Source organism: Pseudomonas sp. JL2 (genome assembly GCF_031570495.1).
Taxonomy (GTDB): domain Bacteria; phylum Pseudomonadota; class Gammaproteobacteria; order Pseudomonadales; family Pseudomonadaceae; genus Aquipseudomonas; species Aquipseudomonas rhizophila.
The window spans coordinates 874,987-891,070 of sequence record NZ_JAKUDH010000001.1 but is presented as its reverse complement, the minus strand read 5'-3'; the positions used below and the strand labels follow the sequence as shown (position 1 = coordinate 891,070).

At 58.3% G+C, this 16,084-nt stretch carries 13 protein-coding genes; 5 read left to right on the top strand and 8 right to left on the bottom strand.

The genetic code is table 11. From position 1 onward, the window contains the following. Nucleotides 1–3: 3 nt before the first annotated feature. Nucleotides 4–981, bottom strand: a complete 978-nt coding sequence (locus MKS85_RS04005; protein ID WP_139049752.1) for a TauD/TfdA family dioxygenase — start codon at nucleotides 979–981, stop codon at nucleotides 4–6. A 248-nt stretch (nucleotides 982–1,229) separates the two neighbouring features. On the opposite strand from MKS85_RS04005, the gene MKS85_RS04000 reads away from it, so the two are divergent. Next, nucleotides 1,230–3,290, top strand: a complete 2,061-nt coding sequence (locus tag MKS85_RS04000) for a TonB-dependent receptor (protein WP_310662744.1) — start codon at nucleotides 1,230–1,232, stop codon at nucleotides 3,288–3,290. Nucleotides 3,291–3,399: 109 nt separating this feature from the next. Beyond that, nucleotides 3,400–4,821 (top strand): diaminobutyrate--2-oxoglutarate transaminase, encoded by a 1,422-nt coding sequence (locus MKS85_RS03995; protein ID WP_310662743.1) that lies wholly within the window; start codon nucleotides 3,400–3,402, stop codon nucleotides 4,819–4,821. Nucleotides 4,822–4,936: 115 nt separating this feature from the next. Here the strand turns inward: MKS85_RS03995 and MKS85_RS03990 are convergent, their stop codons facing one another. Beyond that, the gene (locus MKS85_RS03990) at nucleotides 4,937–5,677 is read right to left on the bottom strand and encodes an NAD(P)-binding domain-containing protein (RefSeq protein ID WP_310662757.1); all 741 of its coding nucleotides are present in this window, start codon (nucleotides 5,675–5,677) and stop codon (nucleotides 4,937–4,939) included. Between the two features lie 110 nt (nucleotides 5,678–5,787). Further along, complete coding sequence (locus tag MKS85_RS03985) at nucleotides 5,788–6,546, bottom strand: SDR family NAD(P)-dependent oxidoreductase (protein ID WP_310662742.1); 759 nt, start codon at nucleotides 6,544–6,546, stop codon at nucleotides 5,788–5,790. A 122-nt stretch (nucleotides 6,547–6,668) separates the two neighbouring features. Here MKS85_RS03985 and MKS85_RS03980 point away from each other — a divergent pair, with 122 nt between their 5' ends. Continuing rightward, nucleotides 6,669–7,238, top strand: coding sequence for a TetR/AcrR family transcriptional regulator (locus tag MKS85_RS03980; RefSeq protein WP_047225855.1), 570 nt, complete (start codon nucleotides 6,669–6,671; stop codon nucleotides 7,236–7,238). 70 nt (nucleotides 7,239–7,308) lie between these two features. Here the strand turns inward: MKS85_RS03980 and dctA are convergent, their stop codons facing one another. After that, on the bottom strand, nucleotides 7,309–8,616 hold the full coding sequence (gene dctA / locus MKS85_RS03975) for a C4-dicarboxylate transporter DctA (protein WP_076384140.1): 1,308 nt from the start codon (nucleotides 8,614–8,616) through the stop codon (nucleotides 7,309–7,311). A gap of 103 nt (nucleotides 8,617–8,719) precedes the next feature. Continuing rightward, nucleotides 8,720–9,889 carry a mandelate racemase/muconate lactonizing enzyme family protein gene (locus tag MKS85_RS03970; protein ID WP_047225527.1) on the bottom strand — a complete coding sequence of 390 codons (1,170 nt, stop codon included), beginning with the start codon at nucleotides 9,887–9,889 and terminating at the stop codon, nucleotides 8,720–8,722. 99 nt (nucleotides 9,890–9,988) lie between these two features. Between MKS85_RS03970 and MKS85_RS03965 the strand changes: the two genes are divergently transcribed. After that, entirely contained in the window at nucleotides 9,989–10,864 is an 876-nt protein-coding gene (locus tag MKS85_RS03965) for a LysR family transcriptional regulator (RefSeq protein WP_310662741.1), read from the top strand. 103 nt (nucleotides 10,865–10,967) lie between these two features. Here the strand turns inward: MKS85_RS03965 and MKS85_RS03960 are convergent, their stop codons facing one another. From MKS85_RS03960 to MKS85_RS03950, 3 genes are all read right to left on the bottom strand, one after another. Continuing rightward, nucleotides 10,968–11,894, bottom strand: a complete 927-nt coding sequence (locus MKS85_RS03960; RefSeq protein WP_310662740.1) for a sugar ABC transporter substrate-binding protein — start codon at nucleotides 11,892–11,894, stop codon at nucleotides 10,968–10,970. A 79-nt stretch (nucleotides 11,895–11,973) separates the two neighbouring features. Then, nucleotides 11,974–12,765: a TIM barrel protein gene (locus MKS85_RS03955; protein ID WP_310662739.1), complete on the bottom strand. Its 792-nt coding sequence runs from the start codon at nucleotides 12,763–12,765 to the stop codon at nucleotides 11,974–11,976. Continuing rightward, nucleotides 12,762–13,784, bottom strand: a complete 1,023-nt coding sequence (locus MKS85_RS03950; RefSeq protein WP_047225856.1) for a Gfo/Idh/MocA family oxidoreductase — start codon at nucleotides 13,782–13,784, stop codon at nucleotides 12,762–12,764. The genes MKS85_RS03955 and MKS85_RS03950 overlap by 4 nt, the downstream gene beginning before the upstream one ends. Nucleotides 13,785–13,979: 195 nt before the next feature. Between MKS85_RS03950 and MKS85_RS03945 the strand changes: the two genes are divergently transcribed. Next, nucleotides 13,980–15,971, top strand: a complete 1,992-nt coding sequence (locus MKS85_RS03945; RefSeq protein WP_310662738.1) for a sigma 54-interacting transcriptional regulator — start codon at nucleotides 13,980–13,982, stop codon at nucleotides 15,969–15,971. Nucleotides 15,972–16,084: the final 113 nt, after the last annotated feature.

Genomic DNA, 16,084 nt, shown 5'->3' with positions numbered 1-16,084 from the left:
AATTCACGCCATGGCCACGATGACTTTGCGGTCACCGGTGAAAGGATTGCGACCGTGTGCCACCAGTCGGTTGTCGAGCATCAGGATATCGCCCGGTTGCCAGGGGAAGCTGATGGCAGTCTCGCGGTAAACCTCGCGCACGGTGTCGAGCATGTCGTCGGCAATGGCCGAGCCGTCGCCGAAATAGACATGGCGCGGCAGGTTCTCTTCACCCACCGCTGCCAGCAGGCTGGCGCGTACGCTCGGTTCGATGGCCGAGACATGGAACAGGTGCGCCTGGTTGAACCAGACCCATTCACCGGTATCGGGATGCTGCTGCACGGCGGCGCAACGCTGGCGGGTGCGCAGGTCGCCATCGGCTTTCCATTCCCACTCGATGTCGTTGTCCCGACAGTAGCGTTCGACCTGGGCACGGTCCTGGGTGTTGAAGACTTTTTCCCAAGGCAGGTCCAGGGCGCCGCTGTAGTTGCGTACGTAGAGCAACTCGCGGCTGGCGAACAGCTCGCGGATCTCGGCGGGCATGCGCTGGTAGATCAGGCGGCTGTCGGCAATCGGGGTCTCGCCGCCGGTTTCACTGGCCTTGATACAGTGAAACCAGATGCGCGAAGGCCAAGGGCGGGTGTAGGCCTGCTCGTTGTGCAAGGGTATGAATTGATGGGCCGGGTATTCCGTGGAGCTATAGACCCCGGCGAAGACTTTGCTGCGCGGCGTGGAGCCGAATTCGTAACTGGCCAACTGTGCCCCGAAGCTGGCAGCGAAGCGCTTGAAATCGATGGGCGTGGCGACCGTGAAACCGCGAAACAACACGCCGCCAACCGTGGTCAGGGCATGAGCCAGGCGGTCACGAATCGAGGCGTCCAGATCGTGGATCGACTGTCCCGATGCCCCCTGTACCAGCAGGGGTAGCGACTGGGCGCTTGCATCCGTGGGCGCCATTGAAAAAAGCTCGGAACGCCCGTTCAGGTGTTCGATTGAGGTCATCCTTGTGCATCCTCTTATATCTTCTTCGACCAGTCACAAGACCTTGAAAGCAGGGCAGCGGTCGGTTGTGTAGGACTCGTCTGTAATGTATTCAGATCAATACAAGACGTCATACTAGGTACAAATGAGATAGATTATCAATACTATTTATTTAATTTTTTTTTTGGATTAGACTCCGCTCCGCTGGCGCCATACAGCCTTCGGCCAGCTCAAAAAACCTAAAAATATCTGTCGCAGGGGAGCGGGGCGTGAATTTCAAAAAGAACACAATTGCGTTGGCTGTAGGGTCGGCCATAGGCCTGAGCAACGCTGCATGGGCGGCCGAAGAAGCCGGCACGATGGAGATTGCTCCGATCACCGTGACAGGTGAAAAAATCGACCGCACGCTTGAACAGACCCAGTCCAGCGTCGTGGTCCTCACCGACAAGAATCTGCGAGAGCACGGCGACAAGGACCTGGTGGATGTATTCGCCCGTACGCCCGGTGTCTATAGCCAGGCCGGCAATGAAAACTGGGGTATCCGTGGTGTGCCGGTGTCCGGTTTTGACGATCAGGGTCCAGCGACCCTCAATGGTGCCGTATCCGTTTATGTCGACGGTGCCGTACAGCCGAACCGTGCGCTGACCCTCAGCCCGGTCCCGCTCTGGGATGCCGAGCAGGTCGAAGTATTCCTTGGCCCGCAATCCACCACCCAGGGCCGTAACTCCCTGGCCGGTGCGGTGGTTATCCGGACCAAGAACCCAACTTTCGAACCGAGCTTCTCGGCACAAACCAATGTGGGCAATTACGGTGAGCGCGGGGCGGCGGTGGCCGGTGGTGGCTCTATCGTCGACGACAAGATCGCCGGGCGTATCGCCGTGGACTATGGCGAAGGTGACGGCTATATCCGCAACACCGCGCTCAATGACGACGCCAACCCGCGTCGCACCAGCAACACCCGCGGCAAATTGCTGATCCTGCCCAACGACGACACCGATGTCCTGCTGACCTACGCCCACAGCGAGCACCGCCAGGGCGACCGTTCGACCATGCGCGTCAACGGCAAGCCGAGCTACTACGATATCGCGTCCAACACCAAGGCCTTCGACAACCTCAAGCAGGACACCCTCAGCGCCAAGGTGGATTATCGTCTGAACGACGACTGGTCGCTGACGAGCATGACCGCCAATACCAGTACCGACTACAGCAACCGTCTGGACTTCGACCAGAATGCCGTGGACAACGAGGTCGTTCTGCGCAAGCAAGACGGTAACCTGTTCAGTCAGGAACTGCGCTTGAATTACACCTCGGACACGGTGAAGAGCTTTGTGGGTGCGTACTACGGCCACAACAGCAACGACTTCCACGACCGGCTGTTTTTCGATGATGTGCTGTTCGGTACGGTCAAGGGCGATACCACGATCGAGAACAAGGCCGTGTTCGGTGAAGTCAACTGGACATTCGCACCGCGCTGGACCTTGATCACCGGCCTGCGTTACGACCACGAGACCAACGACACCGACGTCGAGCAGGACGATTTCTCCGAGCCCGCCAAAGTCAAAAAGTCATTTGACGCCGTGCTGCCGAAACTCGGCATCGACTATGAGCTGGCCGCGAACCAATACCTCGGTTTCATGGTGCAAAAAGGCTACCGCGGCGGTGGCGTCAACCTGCGTTCCGGTAGCGGTCACCAAGCCTACGATCCGGAATACACCACCAACTACGAGCTGTCCTACCGCGGTTCGTTCTTTGACCAGACCCTGCGTACCCGCGCCAACCTGTATTACACGGATTGGAAGGACCAGCAAGTCAGCGTGCGGCAGAGCGGAAGCTCCGTCATTGATGTCTTCAACGCCGGTCGCAGCGACATCAAGGGCATGGAAATCTTCGTAGAGAAGGACATCACCGAACAGCTGACCTTGAATGTCGGTGGCTCCGTTACCGATAGCAAATACAAGGACTTCGTCACAGGCAGCGGTCAGGACATGAGCGGTGAATCGTTCCTTTCCTCGCCGAAATACAAGATGTCGGTGGGCGGTGTCTATCGCTTCGACGATCGTCTGATATTCGGTACTGACGTTGTCTACCAAAGCACCGCGCCTTCGGAATATCAGTTCGATGCCAACGGCAAGGTCACCGGGGAGCGCCGCAGCGACAACTATGTATTGGTGAACTTCAACACCGAGTACAAAGTCACCAAGAACGTCGCGGTGTCTGCTTACGTGAAGAACGCCTTCGACAAGGAATACGTCACCAACAACCGCAGCGACGACATCATCGACGTCGGCGCGCCGCGCACGGTGGGGATGATTTTGCGCTACGACATGTAAAACCCAAAGGCGCGGGGAGGCAATCTCCTCGCGCCTGTCCTGCAACGTATCGGATGTTTGTTTCCAGGCTGTTCGTTCCCTTCCAAACCCAGCCTCCATGGAGGAAATCATGAGTGCTTTTTCGAATGTCACAGCGGGTGGCGCGCAACAGCTGCGCCTGTTGCACACCGGTCTGTCGAGTCCTTACTGCCTCGATCCGACCCCACTGCTGGAACGTCAGCAACAGCAGGAATCCAACGCCCGCAGTTACCCGCGACGCATTCCGCTGGTGCTTGAGAGGGCCCATGGCATTTATGTGCAGGACAGCCGGGGGCAAGTGTTTGTCGATTGCCTGGCCGGTGCCGGCACCCTGGCGCTGGGCCACAACCATCCGGTGATTATCGAAGCCATCACTCAGGTCATGGCAGCCGGTGTGCCGATGCACACCCTGGACCTCATGACCCCCGTGAAGGACGCATTCGTCCAAGAGATTTTCGCTTGCCTGCCTAGCGAGTTCGCTCGCCATGCACGCATCCAGTTCTGCGGCCCGAGTGGGGCCGATGCGGTCGAGGCCGCGCTCAAGCTGACCCGCACCGCCACTGGGCGGCATTCGGTCCTGGCGTTCGAAGGGGCCTATCACGGTATGACCCTGGGTACGCTGGCCATCAGCGGCAACCTGTCACCGAAAAATGCCCTCGGCGCATTGATGCCAGGTGTGCAGCGCCTGCCGTTCCCGCACGATTATCGTTGCCCGTTCGGGGTGGCCGGCGATCAGGCAGTCACGTTGAACGTGCGTTACCTGGATCACTTGCTCAACGACCCTGAAAGCGGGGTGACCGCACCGGCGGCGCTGATCCTGGAGCCGATTCAAGGGGAGGGTGGGGTCATTGCCGCGCCGGACCGCTGGCTGCAGGAACTGCGCCGATTGACCCAGGCCCACGGCATCCCGCTGATCGTCGACGAGATCCAGTGCGGCATTGCCCGCAGTGGCCGGATGTTTGGCTTCGAGCAATCGGGTATCACGCCGGATGTCATCACCCTGTCCAAAGCCATCGGTGGCGGGTTGCCGCTGTCGGTCATGGTCTACCACGAGTCGCTGGACGTCTGGCAGCCGGGTGCCCACGCCGGCACATTCCGCGGCAATCAGTTGGCGATGGCGGCCGGTACCGCGACCTTGCGTTTCATCCGCGATGAAGGCCTGGTTCAGCACGCTGAAAAGGTCGGCGCTTATCTGCAAAAACAACTGCAGGCGCTGCAAAACGAGTTCGCCTGGATCGGCGATGTACGGGGTCGCGGCCTGATGCTCGGGATGGAAATCGTCGACCCGCAGGGCACCCTTGATGTACAGGGCCATCCGCCGGTGGACACAGCCCGGGCCAAGGCCTTCCAGCAGGCTTGCCTGAAGCACGGCTTGATCGTCGAGCTTGGCGGGCGCCATGGGGCGACGGTGCGCTTCTTGCCGCCGCTGATCATCACTGAGCAGGAGATCGATTTTGTGGGGCAGATCCTGTTTCAGGCCGCGAGCACCCTCAGCGAAGGCTCCGCGCAATAATCATTTGATCCGCCGATGCGCGCCCGCCGTAACGGATTGTGCTTTGCCGGCGTTGAGATTGAGCGACGGCTACCGCCTAATCTGGCGGTGGCCGCGCGATTCAGCAGCTCGATAGTCAGGCTGTCATTGCACGATTCGTGGCAACAATTTGCTCATGTGTAAACTGACCACCGGGAGCCATGAATCTGGCCAGAAGTGCGTCCCGGTTTTGAGGCGCCCTGATTTTATCAGCCGCACACAAGGCCGATTTTAGCTCCGGCAGGGTTAGTTCGGTGCAGTATGCAGGCGTGCCTGGTTGCTGATGCCATGAACTCTCAAGACTGCCAGCGGCAAGCGCGGTGAACCCGGTATCCTCGACAAGATCCTGCGCGATCGCCTCGGCATAGGGGTCATCCCCAGCCACGGGTAAGGCGATGCGTGTTGAAGACCCGGCTGGTTCGCCTTTGTCGGCAAGAGTCGCTGCGAGAACGGCGTTCCATGCCTTGACGACCGGGCGACCAATCTGCTCGCTTACCCAGATGCTCTCGGGCTTGCCGTCGTCTACCTCCTTGATCGCCCCGTCTCGTCCCGGATAGTAATTGGACGTGTCAATGACGACGACCTTCTCGGGAACATGACTTAACGTTTGGCGCAGATCGGGGTACTTCGCGAAGGGGATCGAGAGGATAACCGCATCCACATCCGACACAGCGTCTTCCTTGGTCACCGCCCGTACACCGATTTCGTTGGCGAGGTCCTGAATACTCTGAGGGCTCTTCGAGTTGGCCAGTTTCACTTCATGGCCGCATGCAGCGAGCTTACGGGCAAGAGTAGCCCCAATGTTGCCCGCGCCGATAATTCCGATTTTCATGTCAATAACCTCCTCGCATACAAACAATATTCAATTACCGTTGCCTGGGTGTGCGAACGAATTAAGTGTGTGGCGAAGATCCAGCAATACTTCAGGTGTCATCCGCACGGTTGAGATCATTCTGTCGGTGGTTTGTATCCCGCAAGCATTTCGAGTACCTCAGCATGTGAACCGTTCGCTTCAGCAAACCGTAGTGGCTTGGCGCGCTCGACGACCAGTTCTTGTGGGATCGGAGCGATCTCGAGCAGTGCGAAGATTTCATTCAGGAACTCGTCCAAGGGCATGGCGTGTTCGTCATTTTCCTGTCCAAGCAAAGTGGTACGCACTCCCGGTGGCGCAAGCTCGATGACCTCGACTGATGAGTTCTCCAGCTGCACTCGAAGACTTTGAGTGAATGAATGAACTGCCGCTTTGGTTGCGCTGTAGGTCGGTGTCGCAGGCAGCGGGACGAAGGCCAACGCCGAACTGACATTGATAATCGTGGCACTGGGCTGCTTGAGCAACTGGGGAGTAAATGCATACACCATGCGGATCGTGCCCAGTAAGTTCGTTGTCACGATATCTTCGGCTGTGCTCAGGTATTGGGAATCAGTCAGATCCTCCCAGTGCATGATCCCCGCGTTGTTTATGAGCACGTTCAGATTCGGGTGACTGATCGCAAGTGCTTCGCGGGTGCGCTGGATGGATTGTGGATCGCAGACGTCCAGCAAGACGGATTCAATGCCTGGGTGTTCGGACATGATCTTGTCCAGCAGAGCCTTGCGACGTCCCGCGATGATTACCTGATTGCCCGCCTTGTGAAGCCTGAGCGCCAGGCCAAGGCCTATGCCTGAAGTGCTGCCGGTAACCAGAATCGTGTTGCCCGTGCTGTTCATAGTAAACTCCAGTAAGAGAACAAAAGCGGACAGTTGTCCACTTGTGTTGAAAATTACCGGACAACTGTCCGATTTGCAATGCAGCGAAGGAAATAACTTTGCCCAGGAATGACGAAGTGGCGATGCGTTCTGACGCCAAGAAAAATCGAGAACGAATTCTGAAGGTCGCTGTGGCAGAGCTGACACTCGATCCTGCGGTCCCGCTGAGTGCGATTGCGAAGAAGGCTGGAGTGGGACAGGGCACGTTCTATCGCCATTTCGCCAACAGAGAGGCGCTGGTATTCGAGGTCTACCAATTCGAAATGCAGCAAGTGGCCTCGTTGGCCGAACAGCTGCTCGCCACAAAACCCCCTAAGGAGGCCCTCCGAGAGTGGATGGACTGCCTCGTTGAATATGCAATGACCAAGGCGGGACTTGCGACCGCGATACGGCAAGCAGCCTCTACTTACGAATTTCCTGGGAAGTCGGGATACGCGCCGGTCCAGGCAGCCGCCGAGTTGCTTTTGAGGGCTAATGAAAAGGCCGGAACGATTCGTAGCGGGGTTACCCACGACGACTTTTTTCTAGCCACTGCTGGAATATGGCAAATAGATTCCCAGAGCGAATGGCGCCCACGTCTCGCCAGATTGATGGACTTGGTGATGGATGGTCTATGCGCAGGTAGCCCTGAAAGCCTGAAGAATAACGTGTAGCTTTCGTCCAAACGCAAACCACTACCGGTCATGCCGTGGTTTAAACGGAATGACCGGAGCGCCTTACGGATTATTTTTGCGCCAGCAATGCCTTTCTTGTCGCCTTTTGGTGTTTCATAGCGGCAATCTCACGCTCGCAGGCCTCGACATCGAACGAGTTGTCCCACTTGGCAATGGCGATGGTGCCGATACCGTTACCGATCAGGTTGGTCACGGCTCGCGCTTCGTTGAGGAACCGGTCAATGCCCAGGAGCAAAACGAGGCCGACCAGAGGAATGGAGTGAATGGTTGTGAGCGTTGCAGCCAGTGTCACAAACCCCGCACCCGCCACCCCAGCCGAGCCTTTTGAAGTCAGCAGGAACACGCCTAGCAGAATCATCTGATCCACAAAGGTCAGTGGCGTATTGGTCGCCTGTGCGATGAAGATGGCGGCCATGGTGAGATAGATACAGGTGCCGTCCGCATTGAAGGTGTACCCCGTAGGCAACACCATGCCCACTACCGATTTTTTGCAGCCAAGCTTTTCAAGTTTCACCATCATTCGTGGCAGCACGGCTTCGGTTGAGCAGGTGCCAAGGGTGATGAGGATTTCATCTTTGAAATAACGAAGAAATTGCAGAAGCGGCATGCCCGACCATCGAGCAACCGTACCCAGCACGACCACGATGAAAAACAAGGTCGTGATGTAGAGCGCGACCAGCAACTGGCCGAGTGACAGCAAGGTGCCAATCCCGTATTTGCCGATCGTGAAAGCCATGCCGGCACCCGCGCCAATCGGCGCCAAGCGCATGACCATTGCAACGATCTTGAACAGGCCTTGCAGGAACAGGTCAAGGGTGTTGATCAGTGGCTTGCTGGTTTCACCCATTTGAACCAGGGCGACACCCATCAATACCGAAAGCAGGATGACCTGAAGCATGACGCCATTGGAGAATGCGCCGATGAAGGTTTGCGGGATGATATTGAGAAAGAAATCAATGGTGCCGCCTTGCTCACTGGCAGCTTGGCTGTATTTGCTAATGGCACCTCCATCAAGCGCGCTGGCGTTGATGTTCATACCGACGCCAGGCTTCACGATGTTGACCACAATGAGGCCGACGACCAGGGCGATGGTTGAAAGAATCTCGAAGTAGATCAGCGCTTTCACGCCAATCCGGCCGACTTCTTTGATATTGCCCATCTTTGCGATACCCACAACGACCGTACCGAAAATAATGGGCGCCAACAGCATTTTGATCAGTTTGATGAAGCCATCGGCAAAGGGTTGCAGCTTGGCTCCGATATCAGGCACGAAGTAACCGATTGCTGCACCGATCACGATGCCGATCAGCACTTGCACATACAGCTGGCCATACCAGCGGGACTTGGAGATTTCCACGGAAGCACCTCATTTTATTGTTGTGATGGGCATGTGGCTCGGCGTCAGTGGGTGACGCCGGGGGGCTGCGGCCTCTTTCAAAGAGACCGCAGATCGAGGTTGATCAGCCTTCGCCCAACTCACGCATCACTGCGTACAAAGCGGACTTGGCCTCGAAGCCAACACCTGGAATATCCGGCAGACCGACATAGCCGTTTTCCACGCGGATGCCGTCAGCGAAGCCGCCGAACGGCTGGAACACATCCGGGTAAGATTCGTTGCCGCCCAGGTGCAGACCCGCTGCGATGTTCAGGGACATCTGGTGACCGCCATGGGGCACTACGCGGCGGGAAGACCAACCCATTTCTTCCATCACCTTCAGGGTGCGCATGTACTCCACGAGCCCGTAGGACAGAGCACAGTCGAACTGGAGGTAGTCGCGATCGGGGCGCATGCCACCGTGGCGCAGCAGGTTACGGGCATCCTGGTGAGAGAACAGGTTTTCACCGGTAGCCATGGGCAGTTCATAGTGATTGGCAAGCTCGGCCTGGAGTGCGTAGTCCAGCGGATCGCCAACCTCTTCGTACCAGAAGAGGTTGTACTTCTTGATGGCTTCAGCGTACGCAATACCGGTCTGAAGATCGAAACGACCATTGGCGTCGACCGCCAACCGACGGCCGTCGCCAACCACTTCAAGTACCGCTTCGATGCGACGGATATCTTCGTCCAGCGGTACCGCACCAATCTTCATCTTGACGACGTCGTAGCCACGATCCAGATAGCTCTGCATTTCTGCCTTGAGCTTGGTCTGGTCTTTGCCAGGGTAGTAGTAGCCGCCCGCTGCATAGACCCAGACCTTGTCATCGGCCACGCCGTTACGGTAACGGTCGGCCAGCAGGCGATACAGCGGTTTGCCTTCAATCTTGGCGACGGCATCCCATACCGCCATGTCGATGGTGCCAACGGCGACAGAGCGCTCGCCATGGCCGCCTGGCTTTTCGTTGGTCATCAAGGTTTTCCAGATGGCGAACGGATCCAGGTTGTTGTTTTCATGGTCGACGAGCGTGTCTGGATCCGCTTGCGTGATACGCGCCAGGAAACGATCACGCATCAGTGCGCCCTGGCCATAGCGACCATTGGAGTTGAAACCGTAGCCAATGACAGGCTTCCCATCACGAATTACATCAGTGATGACCGCGACAACCGAGCAGGTCATTTTCGAAAAATCGATGTAGGCGTTAGCGATTGGGGAGGCAATGGAAACAGTTTTTTCACGAATGTCTACGATGCGCATGACGGGGTCCTCTTGTTGTTTGTAGGCCCACGTTAGGCTTTGCGATGGCACCCGCCCAATGCTATTAATGCCGCACCCTATGCACAGGAGGCATGGCCCTTGGAACTTGTCTGGCTTGAAGATTTTTCAGCGCTTGCGGAGTACGGCAGCTTTGTTCGGGCGGCTGAAGCGCGGCACGTTACCCAGCCGGCATTCAGCCGCAGAGTGCGCTCGTTAGAGAGTTGGATGGGGGTGCAGTTGTTCGTTCGAACGCCTCAAGGAGCGACGCTTACTGAAGCTGGCAGGCAAATTTTGCCAAGTGCCCAAGAGGCTGCCAGGCGCTTGTACAGAATGCGCAACGAGGCTCAAGAGGTTGCTGGAATGGCCGCCAAGTCGCTTCAATTCGCGGCAACTCACTCCCTGTCGTTTACATTTTTTCCCAAGTGGCTGCGAAGCTCAGAGAACGGTGCCCCCATTGAGGCTGTGCAACTGCACTCAGACAGCATGGCTGCCTGTGAGCAGATGCTGATACATGGCCAGGTTCAGTTTCTGCTCTGCCACCGCCATCCCGATGTTCCACCGCTACTGGCCCCTGATCAGTTCATCGGCAAGAAGGTGGGTGAAGACGTTCTCGTTCCTCTTGCGAGTGCCTGCGCTAACTTCGGCACCTCGCCTGCGGCATTGCCGTACCTCGCTTACACCCATGAATCCGGTTTGGGGCGTATCGTCGCGCACAGACTGCGTGGCAAAGAAGATTACCTTCACCTCAAACCACTTTTTAGCAGCCACCTTGCAGCGGTGCTAATGTCCATGGCCCTGGAAAGCAAAGGCGTGGCCTGGTTGCCCAGGAGCCTCACCGAGCAAGAAATACTGGATGGGCGCCTGGTCAGAGCGCTCGACGAAAGCTGGGATATACCGCTGGAAATTCATCTGACCCGTCCAGTAGCGTCACTCAGTCCATCTGCCGAAGAATTCTGGGCCAGGGTGGGGCAGTGACTCGGCGGGTTTTATATGACGCGCTGTGTTGCTCAATAGGGTTTGGGGTTGTGAATCGCCGCTGATCCCTTGCCGGGATCGCGGCGAAGTGTTGAGCTTTTCGCTACTTGTAATGTTGTTCAAACACCGCCAATTGCTCAGGCTTGATCAACTGAAAGGGTACCCAGACGTCCGTTTCCACCGGCTCTCCCTTGATCATCTTGAGTGCTGCTTGTACCGCGCTGCTCGCCTGGGCCTTGGGGTCCTGGAATACCGAGGCGACCAGCATCCCGCGCTTGATTGCCGCCAGGCCGTCAGGCAAGCCGTCGATGCCGACAATCGCGATCTCGCCCTTGGCTTTGCCGGCCTGCTGCAACGCCATGGCTGCACCGATGGCCATCTCGTCATTGTTGGCGACGATGGCATCGAAACGGCTACCCGCCAGCAACCAGTTGCTGGTCAGGTCCATCCCTTTGCTGCGCTGCCACTCGGCACTTTGCTGCTCGACAACCTTGATCCCGGGATAATCCTTGAGCACCTGTTTGACACCTTCGGTGCGGTCGTGGGTGGCGTTTTGCGCCAGGTCGCCCATGATGATCGCAAGGTTGCCCTTGCCTCCGAGCTTTTCGGCCAGATAGCGCATTTGCAGCTGTCCGGCCTCAATGTCATTGGACGCCACCGTGACCACGCCTTTGGGCAAGGTACGCTCGTCGGGGTGACGGTTGACGTAGACCAATGGTGTCTTCGCTTCGACCGCGGCGCGGGTGATGTTGGCCGTGGCGGAGGTGTCCACCGGCAGGACAATGACCGCATCCACTTTCTGGTTGATAAAGCCCTGGACCTGGTTGAGTTGGCGCACTACATCGCCCTGGGCGTCCTCGAATTGAATCTGCACGTTTTCCTTTTTCGCGGCCTCGTCCAGGCCGTTACGCACGTAGGTCATGAAGTTGTCGTCGACCCTGGCGATGCTGACGCCGATGCGATAGTCGGCGATGGCCCATTGGCTCAAGAGCAATAGCAGGGTGGCGAAAAGCAGTGAGCAACGACGCATGATGGTTTTCCTTTTGTTGTTATGAGTTGAACGTCACCAAGAAATTTGCCGCGGGTTTTAAATGAATCCAGTGCCGGCCTCATCCATCAAGCGTGAAGGCCTGTCTGAAACGCTCAAGCGCGACTTCGCTGTCACCGCTGGCCCAGCCTTCGAGGCCGACGACACCGCTGTATCCCATGCCGAACAAGGCCCTGGCAATGGCGCGATAGTGGATTTCACCGGTGCCGGGTTCCATGCGGCCCGGGACGTCGGCGACCTGGATTTCGCCGATGGCGCTGCCGGCGCGCTGGATCAGTTCGATCAGGTTTCCTTCGCCGATCTGTGCGTGATAGAGGTCCAGGTTCATCTTCAGGTGCGGGCTGCCCACGGCCTCGATCAGTGCCAGGGTATCGTCAGCGCGGGCGAAAGGCGTGCCCGGGTGGTCGACTTCAGTGTTGAGGTTTTCCAGCAGGAATACCCGGCCCGCGTCTTCGCCCAGGCGGGCTATTTTTTCCAGTGTCTTGCAGGCGCTCAACCACATGCGGCCGGTGGTCTGGGCAACGGGTTTGACTGGCAATCCTTGATCACCCAGGCCGGTGCCGTGCAGGTTCAGGCTCGGGCAACCCAATTGGGCTGCGACGGCTAGAGATTCCTGGGCGCTGTCGAGCAATTGCTGGATACCCTCGGGATCGGTCAGGTTGCCCGAGATGTAGCCGGTCATGGAGGTGAAATCCGCGCCAGTCGCGACGAGAGCCTGGAGGTCTTTGGTCGTCCAGTTCCATATCTCGACGCTGAAGCCCAGCGCGTGGATGCGTTTGACCCGCTCGGTAAAGGGCAGGTCGAGAAAGACCATCTCGGCGCTGATCGCCAGTTTGAACGGTATGAAACTCATGAATGAGCTCCTTGTACGCGCACCGGTTTGCCCAGTTGGAAGGACTCGATACAAGCGCGAGCAATGGCCAGTGCCGCCCGGGCGTCTTCACCGCTGGCCAGAGGTTTTTCGCCACTGCGTACGCAACTGACAAAGTGGTTGAGCTCAGCCACATAGGCATCACGCAGCAAGTCGGTGTCCATGCGCTGGGTGTCGGCCTGAACCCCATTGGCCAGGTAGCGCAGCAGGTCGGAGTCGTTGACGTTGCCCATGGTCAGCATGCCAGCGCTGCCGAACACTTCGCCCCGGACGTCGTAGCCATAGACCGCCTGGAAATTCGCTTCGGCCGTGGCGATGGCCCCGTTGTCGAAACGGATCGTGACCACCGCGGTGTCGAGAAATCCTTTGTCTTTGTAGGCCGGTGCGATCAGGGCATCGGCCATCACAAAAACTTCAACCGCCTCGGCGCCCGGATTCAGGTAGCGCAGGGTATCGAAGTCATGGATCAAAGTTTCGAGGAAGATCACCCATTGCGGTGACGCGGCGGGGTTGTTCAGCGCCGGGTCGCGGGTCAGCGAGCGCAGCAGTTGTGGCGTACCGATCCGGCCGGCAACCACGTCCAGATGAGCGGTGCGGAAACTTCTGGCAAAGCGCCGGTTGAAGCCGACCTGGAGTGTCACCCGTGCATCGGCAGCCGCAGCGATGGCGCGATCGGCTTCGTCCAGGGTGATCGCCATCGGTTTTTCACAGAACACACTTTTGCCGGCCCGGGCCGCACTGATCACCAGTTCGGCATGGCTGCGCGCCGGGGCGGCAATCAACACGGCGTCGATGTCCGGGTCATCAAGCAGTTGCTGTGGATCGGCATAGACCTTCTGCACGTCCAGTTCTGCCGCCAGGCGCGCGGCTTGGCCGGGAGTAGGGTCGGCGATGGCAGCGAGGCACGCGCCGGGGATGTGACGGGCGGCGGTGAGGCCGTGAAAACTGCCCATGCGGCCGGCGCCGATAAGGCCAAGGCGGATGATCCTGGATGTACTCATGAACATGACTCCTTTTATTGTTTTTACGACTCGGCGCTAAGAATGTCCTCGTCTGGGGTAAGCAGGGAGCAAGCGCTGTGCCAATAATTAACTGATTGATATTGAACAGGTTTTATTCATAGTCGGTTGAATTGATGTTCATTTTGATTACATGTCTATACTGGCATGTCGAAAATATGAACATATGGCCGAATAATGAATCAGCAACCTGCAGCCTTGAGCGCCGAAGACCGCGATTACCTCACCGCGCTTGGCCCTGCGTCGTTGAACGAAGGGCCCGGCACTGCGCTGGATGAGGCCTGGCGAGCGTGCTTGCAAGGGGTTATCGATCGCCCTGCCGGAATCAGGCGGGTGATTTGGGAGTCCTGGTTGCGCAGCGTCCATGCCGACCTTGACCCGGAAGACGGCGAGTACCGTTTTGTCGCGCCCGACGAGCTCGCCGCAACACTGGCAGCCAACCGGGTGCTGATCGCCGCAGCGGCGCAGGTCATGCGCGGTTTGCTCGCCTACAACCCCAAGGGCCATATCAATCTGACCGATACCCAAGGCACGACTTTGTACTTTTGTGGCCTGGATCTCACCCCCATAGGCAGTCGGCTGCTGGAGTCGGTTCAGGGCACCAATTGCACCGGGCTGGCGATCGTTGAAGACCGTTTGGTCTATGTGCTGGCCGAGGAGAACTTCGGGCTTGGCCTGCGCCAGCGCCGCATGCATTGCGCCGCCGCGCCTATCCGGGATGCCCAGGGCCGAACCTTGGGTATGTTGACCTTGACGGCGGAGCCAGGCTGGTTTCATTTCCATACGCTGGGCACCGTCCAGGCCGCAGCCGAGGCGGTCTCGAGGCAGATGGCGCTGCAGGCCTTGCTGGAAGAGCAACAAACCGTGCTTGAAGTGCTCAACGAGGGCTTGGTGGTATTGGATGAGCAGGGCTGCATCAAGGCGCTCAACCATTACGCCCGGCAGTTGTTCCGCGTAGGCCATGACTTGCTCGGCAGTCCCTTCAAGAGCCTGGGACAAAGTGAGTTGACCGATGCCGTCCTGCTTGCCAGCGGGGAGGGCGTACGGGACCTGGATTGCACCTTTGAACTGCACGACCACAGTCATCTGGCCTGCCTGGTGTCGGTCTGCCCGCTGGAACAAGGCGGGCGGATTGTTTCGTTGCGCGAAAACCGACGCATTCGGGAAATCACCCGGCGGATCATGGGCACCCAGGCCAGCTACACCTTCGAAACCATCCTGGGCCATTCACGGGCGATTCAGGATGCAGTGCACCTGGCACGGATTGCCAGTCGCAGTGATTCGACCACGCTGATCCTCGGCGAGAGCGGCACAGGCAAGGAGCTGTTCGCCCAGGCGATCCATAATGCCAGCGACCGTTGTGGCGGTCCTTTCGTGGCGGTCAATTGCGGCGCCATTCCCCGTGACCTGGTGCAGAGCGAACTGTTCGGTCATGTCGAAGGCGCTTTCACCGGATCGGCTCGCGGTGGCTCGGCAGGCAAGTTCGAATTGGCCGATGGCGGGACGATTTTCCTCGACGAAATCGGTGACATGTCCTTTGATGCGCAGGTCAGCTTGCTGCGCGTCCTGCAGGAAGGCGAGGTGACACGGGTGGGGGCAAAAAAATCGCTGCGGGTCAACGTTCGCATCATTGCCGCCACTCACCGCAACCTGAGCCAGGCGGTGGCCGAGGGCGCCTTTCGTGAGGACCTTTACTACCGGCTCAACGTCCTGAACCTGACCGTGCCGCCACTGCGAATGCGCCGCGAAGACGTGCCGTTGCTGGCGCGGCATTTTCTCGCGCGTTGTGCCCGGTCGCTCCGCAAATCGACGCAGGACCTTTCTCCCGTGGCACTGGATATGCTTGGCGCCTACGATTGGCCGGGCAATGTTCGCGAGCTGGAAAACGTCATTGAACGGGCGACCAACCTGGCGATGAGCGAACTGATCCAGCCGAGCGATCTTGCGCTGGAGATCAGGCAGCGAGGGCGACTATCGACGTGGGCGAGCGTCCCTGAACCTCGGACGGCGCCGGACCTTGGCACCCATGAAATGAATGCAATCATTGCCGCCCTCACAGACACGCGCGGAAACATCCGCCTGGCGGCTCAACGGCTGAATGTGTCGCGTGGTGGGTTGTACAACAAGATGAGTCGGTATGGGCTCAAGGTTGATGCGTTCCGTTCTTAGCCGGTGGCGCAACGCTGGCGATGAAACGGACGACCAGTCTCCGCTCGAGGGTGGTTTTATGCATCCTTCATGCTGGCGAGACGAGAAACGCCCGGTCAAAAGGAGCCGGGCGT

Excerpts from the sequence above, each read along its gene's own strand:
- MKS85_RS03985 (WP_310662742.1), bottom strand. The coding sequence starts at position 6,546 with ATGAACAGCACGGGCAACACGATTCTGGTTACCGGCAGCACTTCAGGC.
- MKS85_RS04005 (WP_139049752.1), bottom strand. The coding sequence starts at position 981 with ATGACCTCAATCGAACACCTGAACGGGCGTTCCGAGCTTTTTTCAATG.
- MKS85_RS03960 (WP_310662740.1), bottom strand. The coding sequence starts at position 11,894 with ATGCGTCGTTGCTCACTGCTTTTCGCCACCCTGCTATTGCTCTTGAGC.
- MKS85_RS03950 (WP_047225856.1), bottom strand. The coding sequence starts at position 13,784 with ATGAGTACATCCAGGATCATCCGCCTTGGCCTTATCGGCGCCGGCCGC.
- MKS85_RS03945 (WP_310662738.1), top strand. The coding sequence starts at position 13,980 with ATGAATCAGCAACCTGCAGCCTTGAGCGCCGAAGACCGCGATTACCTC.
- MKS85_RS03955 (WP_310662739.1), bottom strand. The coding sequence starts at position 12,765 with ATGAGTTTCATACCGTTCAAACTGGCGATCAGCGCCGAGATGGTCTTT.
- MKS85_RS03970 (WP_047225527.1), bottom strand. The coding sequence starts at position 9,889 with ATGCGCATCGTAGACATTCGTGAAAAAACTGTTTCCATTGCCTCCCCA.
- MKS85_RS03980 (WP_047225855.1), top strand. The coding sequence starts at position 6,669 with ATGCGTTCTGACGCCAAGAAAAATCGAGAACGAATTCTGAAGGTCGCT.
- MKS85_RS03995 (WP_310662743.1), top strand. The coding sequence starts at position 3,400 with ATGAGTGCTTTTTCGAATGTCACAGCGGGTGGCGCGCAACAGCTGCGC.